The 8,689-nt window shown below is 62.1% G+C and carries 9 protein-coding genes; 6 read left to right on the forward strand and 3 right to left on the reverse strand.

Features of this window, described 5'->3' with window-relative positions; genetic code table 11:
- Positions 1–27 precede the first annotated feature (27 nt).
- From NKH04_RS19965 to NKH04_RS19980, 4 genes are all read left to right on the forward strand, one after another.
- Positions 28–1,413 carry an aspartate aminotransferase family protein gene (locus NKH04_RS19965; protein ID WP_352766895.1) on the forward strand — a complete coding sequence of 462 codons (1,386 nt, stop codon included), beginning with the start codon at positions 28–30 and terminating at the stop codon, positions 1,411–1,413.
- A 454-nt stretch (positions 1,414–1,867) separates the two neighbouring features.
- Entirely contained in the window at positions 1,868–2,176 is a 309-nt protein-coding gene (locus NKH04_RS19970) for a DUF6422 family protein (protein ID WP_353044816.1), read from the forward strand.
- Between the two features lie 19 nt (positions 2,177–2,195).
- Complete coding sequence (locus NKH04_RS19975; protein ID WP_353044817.1) at positions 2,196–2,495, forward strand: hypothetical protein; 300 nt, start codon at positions 2,196–2,198, stop codon at positions 2,493–2,495.
- 112 nt (positions 2,496–2,607) lie between these two features.
- Positions 2,608–3,432 (forward strand): class I SAM-dependent methyltransferase, encoded by an 825-nt coding sequence (locus tag NKH04_RS19980; protein ID WP_353044818.1) that lies wholly within the window; start codon positions 2,608–2,610, stop codon positions 3,430–3,432.
- Positions 3,433–3,838: 406 nt separating this feature from the next.
- Here NKH04_RS19980 and mmsB read toward each other — a convergent pair whose 3' ends face one another.
- The 3 genes from mmsB to NKH04_RS19995 form a co-directional block, all read right to left on the reverse strand.
- On the reverse strand, positions 3,839–4,723 hold the full coding sequence (mmsB, locus tag NKH04_RS19985; protein WP_352767980.1) for a 3-hydroxyisobutyrate dehydrogenase: 885 nt from the start codon (positions 4,721–4,723) through the stop codon (positions 3,839–3,841).
- Positions 4,724–4,825: 102 nt separating this feature from the next.
- Positions 4,826–4,954 (reverse strand): hypothetical protein, encoded by a 129-nt coding sequence (locus NKH04_RS19990; RefSeq protein ID WP_352918957.1) that lies wholly within the window; start codon positions 4,952–4,954, stop codon positions 4,826–4,828.
- A 44-nt stretch (positions 4,955–4,998) separates the two neighbouring features.
- A complete protein-coding gene (locus tag NKH04_RS19995) occupies positions 4,999–6,165 on the reverse strand; it encodes an isobutyryl-CoA dehydrogenase (RefSeq protein ID WP_352815760.1) in 1,167 nt (388 codons plus the stop codon).
- A gap of 151 nt (positions 6,166–6,316) precedes the next feature.
- On the opposite strand from NKH04_RS19995, the gene NKH04_RS20000 reads away from it, so the two are divergent.
- Positions 6,317–6,931, forward strand: coding sequence for a dimethylsulfonioproprionate lyase family protein (locus NKH04_RS20000; RefSeq protein WP_353044819.1), 615 nt, complete (start codon positions 6,317–6,319; stop codon positions 6,929–6,931).
- A gap of 1 nt (position 6,932) precedes the next feature.
- Positions 6,933–8,402 (forward strand): cobyric acid synthase, encoded by a 1,470-nt coding sequence (locus tag NKH04_RS20005; RefSeq protein ID WP_353044820.1) that lies wholly within the window; start codon positions 6,933–6,935, stop codon positions 8,400–8,402.
- Positions 8,403–8,689: the final 287 nt, after the last annotated feature.

Raw genomic sequence — 8,689 nt, forward strand, 5'->3', positions numbered from 1 at the left:
GGATTGGTTCAAGAGGAAAGACCAGACATGACCTACCAGAATTATTCGCTGAAGCAGCTTCAGCAGATCGATGCCGCGCATCACCTTCATCCGTTCACCGACCACAAAGAGATGCGCGAGACCGGCTCGCGCATCATCACCCACGCCAACGGGCCGTTCATCTATGATGCCGAAGGGACGGAAATCCTTGACGGCATGGCTGGGCTGTGGTGCGTCAATGTCGGCTATGGCCGCGACGAGCTTGCCGACGCCGCCTACGCCCAGATGAAGGAGTTGCCCTACTACAACTCTTTCTTCAAATGCTCGACGCCGACGCCGGTTCTGCTGTCGAGAAAGCTGGCGGAGATCGCGCCAAGGCACATCAACCAGGTGTTCTACGGCTCGTCCGGTTCGGAGGCCAACGACACGGCGCTGCGCCTGGTCCGTCACTATTGGGTGCTGGAAGGCAGGCCCGAGAAGAACCGCATCATCTCACGCAAGATGGGCTATCACGGCTCGACCATCGCCGGCGCCTCGCTCGGCGGCATGGATTTGATGCACAAGCAGCTCGGAGGCGCCGTGCCCAACATCGTCCATGTGATGATGCCCTATGCCTATGAGCTCGCACTGCCCGGCGAAAGCGACCATGATTTCGGCCTGCGCGCGGCAAAAGCGGTCGAGGACGCTATCCTCGAAGCCGGCGCCGACAAGGTGGCCGCCTTCATCGGCGAGCCGGTGATGGGGGCAGGCGGGGTGAAGATCCCGCCGATGAGCTATTGGCCGGAGGTGCAGCGCATCTGCCGCAAATACGATGTCCTGCTGATGCTGGACGAGGTCATCACCGGATATGGCCGCACAGGCGAGTGGTTCGCCGCACAAGCCTTCGATGTCGAGCCCGACACCATCACCACGGCCAAGGCGCTGACCTCTGGCTATCAGCCGCTGTCGGCGCTGCTGGTCGGCGACCGCATCGCGGCGACGCTGGTCGAAAAGGGCGGCGAATTCTACCACGGCTACACCTATGCCGGGCATCCGGTGGCCTGCGCGGTGGCGCTGAAGAACCTCGAGATCATCGAGCGTGAAGGCCTGGTCGAGCGCGTCAGGAACGACACCGGGCCTTACTTCGCCAGGGCCCTGCAGGAACGTCTCGGTGGGCACGATCTGGTCGGCGAGGTGCGCTCGTTCGGGCTGATGGGGGCGATCGAGATCGTCAAGGACAAGGTGACCAAGGAGCGCTTCCTGCCTGCCGGCAGCGCGGCGGTGATGGTTCGCGACCACGCGATTGTCCAGGGCATGATGCTGCGCGCTACCGGCGACACGATGATCCTGTCGCCGCCGCTGATCTGGACGCGCGAGACGATCGACATGGCCTGCGACCGCATCGCCACGGCGCTCGATCTGGCGCAAGCGGATTTGCGCAAGGGGGTAAGGTAGAACCATCGCCGGGCGTCCTGCAGTCGGACGCTCGGCGATCGCTGCGTCGATCGCCGAGCAGATGGTCGACGACGTGGACAAAGTCAGTTCGAATTCGGCTGCGGGTGGAAACGCGCCCTTTGGCGCGCCAAGCCTACCTCACTCCCCGGCTGGCAAAACTCGTCCATGCCGAGCGCGGCAAGCGTGCGAACGGCGCCCGTCTTGTCGCCTGCCGCCGATCAGCGTGACTTCCGTAAGCCATCCGTAAGTCCGGTCCTGTCAACTTCGCCTGATCAACTTCAGCAATGGATCATTCGTTCAAGGAGACCAAAATGGGCGACTAGCTGTCCTTAGCGCCACGTCGCAACGAATAGCGCCACGTTGAAGAGCGAACAAGTCGAGCGGTGTGCAAATTGAAGCATGCTTGCTTTCCCAATTGAGGCATTTGGCGAATCCAAATCTGAGGGAGTGACACATGTTTAAATATCTGTCTCGGGAGGGTCTCACGCACGAACAATCGGAAGCCCTGGAAAAGGCCGCGTTCTTGATCATCAGCGCGCGGAGAGAAGCCGCGGCGCTACTGGCGCGGGCGGGAGTAACTTTACCTGATGATGGGTTTGGGTTCGGGAACCCTTGCAACGCGCATATAGAGGCGCACGGCAACTGCCCGTGCAACGATTACACGGGCGATGGTGGGCCATGTTTGACGCAGACTACCCTCGATACGGCCTTCCCCCCGTCCCGGAGTTGCGGCCATCCACCATCAAAACATCTCTCCACGTAAGGCGTATTGGAGACAGTTGATGCGCACCATTTCTTTGATCCTAGCCTTGGTTATGCAATCGGTCATCACTGTATCTCTTGCGCAGGACGCCAAAACACCTTTCAAAAGGCCGGTTCCAGAAGAGCACAAGGGCTTCGTGGCGGAAATTGAGAGTGTTTTCAGGAAATATCCAAAGGCGATCGCTCGCTACAAACTCGTGGATATCGGCCTCGTAAATGTTGGCGAGATGCCGCGCTTGGAGTGCACAGTGGAATGCGAGTTTGATTCTACTTGGGGCGGATGGTGCAAAGACCGTTGTGATACGGAACGCGAAGAATAGCACCCTGCCGGTTTCCATTGCCCGGTTGCTAGTCGACAGACACGCGCTTTATGATGGCTGCTGAAGCGGCGATCGGGCCCGTTGCCCGAGATCGTTGTGCGGGAGGGACACTATGGCCCAGCAGGAGCAGTGGCAGCTGGAAGGCAGCGCCGCGGACCTCTACGAGCGCTACCTGGTCCCGGCAATCACAGCCCTGTGGGCTGCGGACCTGATGGATTGTGCTGCGCCTCAATCTGGTGAGCGGATTTTGGACGTAGCTTGCGGCACCGGCGTGGTGGCACGCTCGGCGGCCGAGCGTATGGGAAGTGGGCAGGTCGTCGGCCTCGACATCAATACGGGCATGCTCGCCGTTGCTCGGTCGCTCCCGAGAGGCGCTGGAGCGCGTATCGACTGGCACGAGGGAAGCGCGCTCGAAATGCCGTTCCCTGACTCCGCCTTCGATCTGGTTCTTTGCCAGCTCGGACTGCAGTTTTTTCCGGATCGATCTAGTGCGCTCCGTGAGATGTTCCGGGTTCTGGTGCCTGACGGCCGACTGGCTTTAAACGTTTTCAGCGCTATTGAGCACACTCCTGCGGCGAAGGCGCTGGCGGATGCCTTGGATCGACACCTCGGTCCAGGCGCTTCGGCAACGAAAAGGTCTGAGCATTCACTCGCCGATGCGGACGAGCTTTACCGATTGGTGGCCGAGGCGGGATTTCGTCAGGTGACCATCCACACGACGACACAAAACATCCGATTTCCCTCGTCTAGGGAATATGTGCGACTACAGTTGGCAGCGACTCCGCAGGCCGGGCTGGTCAGCAGAATTGATGCCGGGCATCGGGAAGCAGTCATCGCAGCGATCACCGGTGATCTAGATTTTTCGCTGGCAATCTATTCAACTGAAGGGGAGCTGATGTTCCCCCAAGAGGCCCACGTCGTGCTCGCACGCAAGTAGCGTAGCTGACCGATGAGCCATGGCACCGACGCGCTGGGGGATTGGGGCGCGACCACCTGTGGGTCGACGTAGCTCAGGACAGCAGCCACGACGCCGACGATCATCTGGAGACACGCCAGGGCGATCGCCTCATTGTCCTTGAAGAATGCGAAACGCAAAAACCGCGCTCCATCGGAACGCGGCTTTGCCAGATACGCATGGCGCTTCGCCAACAATACACTTGCGAAACTTACGGCGAAACTTACGGGCTCCGGTACGCGAGACCTGATCCGGAGCGCCGGGCGGATGTCCGCCTCGCAATCCGTTTTAAACGCATATCGTTACTGCAGGGTTAGCAAGAGCTTAAGCAAACCTAAATTTGCCGACTTTCCGCTTTGGGCAGATCGAAAACCTGTGAACCTGGAGCTTACGCTGGGTCACCACGGAGGAAATTAATGATGCCGGAAAAATCCGCGCCGGCATTCCCTTGTGCGTTGAACAGCGCATAAAGCTGGGCTGCCTCGGCGCCGAGCGGCGTTGCTGCACCGACGCTCTGTGCGGCCTCCTGCGACAGTTTCAGGTCCTTCAGCATCAGTGCCGCCGCGAAGCCAGGCTTATAGCCATTGTTGGCGGGCGATGTCGGCACCGGGCCGGGCACCGGGCAATAGGTGGTCAGCGACCAGCACTGGCCGGACGAGGTCGAGGCGACGTCGAACAGCGCCTGGTGCGACAGGCCGAGCTTTTCTGCCAGCACGAAGGCCTCGGCAACGCCGATCATCGAAATGCCCAAAATCATGTTGTTGCAGATCTTCGCCGCCTGTCCGGCGCCGTCGTCGCCGCAATGAACGATGCGGCCGGCCATCGGCTTGAGGATTGGTTCGGCCATGGCGAAGGCATCCTTCGAACCGCCGGCCATGAAGGTCAGCGTGCCGGCCGCCGCACCGCCCGTGCCGCCGGAGACCGGCGCGTCGATCGACAGCAACCCGTGCTTGGCGGCGATGGCATGGGCCTTTCGAGCCGACTCGACATCGATGGTAGAGGAATCGATGAACAGCGCGCCTTTTTTTGCCTTGGATACTATGTCTGCGTAAACCGACAGAACATGCTTACCGGCCGGCAGCATGGTGATGACCGCATCGGCGTCTTTCACCGCTGCAACGGCGTTGGCCATGATGACGACGCCGTGTTCCCTGGCGATGACGAGATTCTCCGGCACCAGGTCGAAGCCGTGCACGGCATACCCGGCCTTGACCAGGTTGGAGGCCATCGGATTGCCCATATTGCCGAGGCCGATGAAGGCGATGGTGGTCATAATGGCGCTCCGTGGTTTGGGTAGGCAGTAGGCAGTAAGCGACCTATTCGGGCGCAAGTTTGCTAATAAGTTGGCGAAGCATTTTCCCGATGCCCTCGGTCGCTAAAAGCACGTGATAGGCTTGATCATGCGTAGCAAGGCCAATGCGTTCGGCGATCTGGAGGTGACGGCCAGATCCATCGCCTGCTGCCATACGATAAGATCCTTGTACGAATTGATCTTGCCGGTCATCTTTCTGCCTACTGCCTACTGCCTACTGCCTACTGCCTACTGCCTTACCGTCCGATCAGGGCGCGAGCGATGATGACGCGCATGATCTCGTTGGTGCCTTCGAGTATCTGGTGGACACGCAGGTCGCGCACCAGCTTCTCGATGCCGTAGTCGTGCAGATAACCATAGCCGCCGTGCAGCTGCAGGGCGTCGTTGGCGACGTTGAAGCCGGCGTCGGTGACGAAGCGCTTGGCCATCGCCGACCATTTCGAGGCCTCCGGCGCGTTGCGGTCGAGCTTCGAGGCGGCGGTGTAGAGGAAGACGCGCGCTGCCTGCAGTTCGGTCTCCATGTCGGCAAGCTTGAACTGCAGCGCCTGGAACTGGTTGATCTTCGAGCCGAAAGCCTTGCGTTCGGCGGTGTAGGCGAGTGCCTTGTCGAGTGCCGATTGCGCGCCGCCGAGCGAGCAGGCGGCGATGTTCAACCGGCCACCGTCCAACCCGGCCATGGCGATGCCAAAACCGGCGCCTTCAGCCGACAAAAGATTTTCGGCCGGCACCTTGCAGTCCTCGAAGACGACCTGGCGCGTCGACTGCATGTGCCAGCCCATCTTGTGCTCGTTGGCGCCGAAGGAAAGGCCCGGCGCATCGTTCGGCACGACGAAGGTGGAAATGCCTTTCGGCCCGTCGGCGCCGGTGCGCGCCATGACGACATAGAGGTTGCTGTCGCCGGCACCGGAGATAAACTGCTTGGCGCCGTTCAGCACATAGTCGCCGCCGCTTTTGACCGCACGCGTCTTCAGCGCCGCGGCATCGGATCCCGAACCCGGCTCGGTCAGGCAGTAGCTTGCCAGCCATTCCATCGAGGTCAGCTTCGGCAGGAAACGCCGGCGCTGCTCGTCGCTGCCGAAGCGGTCGATCATCGATGCCGCCATGTTGTGGATCGAGATGAAGGCGGAAAACGCCGGATCGGCCCGCGAAAGCGCCTCGAAGATCAGCACGGCGTCGAGCCGGCCGAGCCCCGAGCCGCCGACGTCGTCGCGGACATAGATGCCGCCAAGGCCGAGCGGACCTGTCTCGCGGATCACATCGGCCGGGAAATGCTTGTTGCGATCCCAGTCGAGTGCGTTCGGCGCCACGCGGTCGGCGGCGAAGGCTTGCGCCATCTCCTGGATGGCGCGCTGGTCCTCGTTGAGTTCGAACTGGCTGGTGCCCGCATCGACAGCGGCGTCCATGGCGTGCTCCCTGATGTTTCCGGCCTGCTGGCCTGTCGTTTTTGGCTTTGCGCGCAGTCCAATCTAGACCAATGATGCCGCCGCGCAACCCGATCGTCTCCATCCAACCATCTGGGCAGCGGCTGTGGGCGAATGCGCTTTGGAGCAAAGTGTGACGACAACTTTCGACGAACTGCTTGGATGCTTCCATGCCTATCTCCAGACGTTCGATGATGCGCTGGTACGCGACGCCGTGGCCCGGATCGGCTGGGACATGCCGTCCCGTCCGCTCGAACCGCATGCACTGCCTTGTCTCGTCCAGCTCGACCGGATCGTCGAACTCGCTCCCGCTACGGCCAAGCCCCTGGCGCGGCTGGTTGCGGAGCGTCGCGGAGATCTGCGCTGGGGGCAAACCTATGGCGAAGCGGATTTCGGCAAGGCTTTCATCGACAATTACGGCTGGCTGGAGGTGTTCGGCACACGCGGCCATTTCGTCAATGACGAGGTCGCGGGCGGCCTGCTGATCCTTGGGCCCGACATTGTCTACCCCGATCACCACCATGTCGCGGAGGAGATCTACATCCCGCTGACCGGCGGCACCGAATGGCGCATGGGCGACGGCGGTTTTCGCCTTCGAGCGGCGGGCGAGGTGATCCACCATGCCTCTGACATCAACCACGCCATGCGCACCGGCAAGGAGCCGCTGCTGGCGCTCTATCTCTGGCGTGGCGGGCCACTGGCGGCCAAGTCGACGATCACCGCAACCGTTGGGCAGGGCAGGGACTGATATGGCCAAGGCGATCATGCTGCAGGGCACGGGTTCGGATGTCGGCAAGACGGTGCTCGTCGCCGGTCTGTGCCGCGCGGCGAAGAAGCGCGGCTTGAAGGTGCGGCCGTTCAAGCCGCAGAACATGTCCAACAACGCCGCCGTCGCCGATATTCCGGGCGATTCAGGCGGCGGCGAGATCGGCCGCGCCCAATGGCTGCAGGCGATCGCCTGCGGCGTGGCGCCGACCCTCCACATGAACCCGGTGCTGCTCAAGCCGCAGACCGATGTCGGCGCTCAAGTCGTCGTGCAGGGCAAGGTGTTCGGCGAGGCGCGGGCGCGCGACTACCAGGCGCTGAAGGGCCGGCTGATGGATGCGGTACTGGACTCCTGGGCAAAGGTCGGCGAGGGCGCCGATCTGGTCATTGTCGAGGGCGCCGGCTCGCCGGCCGAGATCAATCTCAGGAGCCGCGACATTGCCAATATGGGCTTTGCGACGCGCGCCGGCGTGCCGGTGATCCTGGTCGGCGATATCGATCGCGGCGGCGTCATCGCCTCGGTCGCCGGCACCCATCTGATCCTGCCGGAGGAGGACCGGCGCATGATCGTCGGCTACCTCATCAACAAGTTCCGTGGCGACGTCTCGCTGTTCGAAGACGGCATCAAGGCGATCGAAAAATTCACCGGCTGGCGCTGTTTTGGCGTCGTGCCGTGGCTGAAGGCGGCGGCGCGGCTGCCATCGGAAGATTCCGTCGTGCTCGAGCGACTGGCGTCCGGCGAGAAGTGCGCGCTGAAGATCGCCGTGCCGGTGCTCTCGCGCATCGCCAATTTCGACGATCTCGACCCGCTCAAGGCCGAACCGCAGGTCGAGGTGGTGTTCGTGCCGCCTGGTGAGCGCTTGCCCGAAGATGCGGGTCTGGTGGTCATTCCCGGCTCGAAGTCGACGATCGGCGATCTCCTGAAATTGCGCGAGAACGGCTGGGACCGCGACCTTGCCGCGCATAGGAAACGCGGTGGTCATATCGTCGGCATTTGCGGCGGCTTCCAGATGCTTGGTCATATCGTGCGCGATCCCGACGGCATCGAGGGCAGCGTTACAGAAACGCAAGGGCTTGGGCTGCTCGACGTCGAAACGGTGATGGAGCCGGAAAAGACGGTGCGCAATGTCAGCGCGCGCTCGGTGCAATTCGATCTGCCGCTCGAGGGCTACGAGATCCATCTCGGCCGCACCACCGGTCCGGACACGCTGCGGCCGTCCGCCGTTATCAACGGCATCGATGACGGCGCTATCTCGGCCGACGGCAAGGTGGTGGGCACCTATATGCACGGGCTGTTTTCCGCCGATGCCTTCCGGGCGAAATTCCTCGAAAGCCTCGGCGTCAAGGGCGGCGGCATCGACTACCGCGCCGAGGTCGAACGGGCACTGGACGAGATCGCAGCCGAACTGGAAACCCACCTCGACTGCGACACGATTTTTGGGCTGGCGCGTTAGATACTTTGCGCGGAAGTTTTGCACGGGTCGTTGCCTTCGACGGATCACATGCCTTGGCGATTAGCGGAAACGTCCATCGCTTCGTCATCCTGGGGCGAAGCAAGGAGCGAAGCGACGCGGCGCAGACCCCAGGATCCATGCCCTGACTTCGGAGCGCCGCTGCGGCGCAGAATTCTGCTCCGCTGGCTCCTTGGCCAAGGCAACGGCATGATGGGGTGGACGGCGCCCGACGGCATCGGATGTGCCAGAATGAGTTCGTTGAGATCTCAAACAAGGGAGCCGTCCGT

It is taken from the genome of Mesorhizobium sp. M1365, from assembly GCF_040317865.1.
GTDB lineage: Bacteria > Pseudomonadota > Alphaproteobacteria > Rhizobiales > Rhizobiaceae > Mesorhizobium.

Bases quoted from the DNA above. Each gene is read 5' to 3' on its own strand.
- NKH04_RS20005 (WP_353044820.1), top strand. From the start codon at position 6,933: ATGGCCAAGGCGATCATGCTGCAGGGCACGGGTTCGGATGTCGGCAAG.
- NKH04_RS19975 (WP_353044817.1), top strand. From the start codon at position 2,196: ATGCGCACCATTTCTTTGATCCTAGCCTTGGTTATGCAATCGGTCATC.
- NKH04_RS19970 (WP_353044816.1), top strand. From the start codon at position 1,868: ATGTTTAAATATCTGTCTCGGGAGGGTCTCACGCACGAACAATCGGAA.
- mmsB (WP_352767980.1), bottom strand. From the start codon at position 4,723: ATGACCACCATCGCCTTCATCGGCCTCGGCAATATGGGCAATCCGATG.
- NKH04_RS19990 (WP_352918957.1), bottom strand. From the start codon at position 4,954: ATGACCGGCAAGATCAATTCGTACAAGGATCTTATCGTATGGCAGCAG.
- NKH04_RS19965 (WP_352766895.1), top strand. From the start codon at position 28: ATGACCTACCAGAATTATTCGCTGAAGCAGCTTCAGCAGATCGATGCC.
- NKH04_RS19995 (WP_352815760.1), bottom strand. From the start codon at position 6,165: ATGGACGCCGCTGTCGATGCGGGCACCAGCCAGTTCGAACTCAACGAG.
- NKH04_RS19980 (WP_353044818.1), top strand. From the start codon at position 2,608: ATGGCCCAGCAGGAGCAGTGGCAGCTGGAAGGCAGCGCCGCGGACCTC.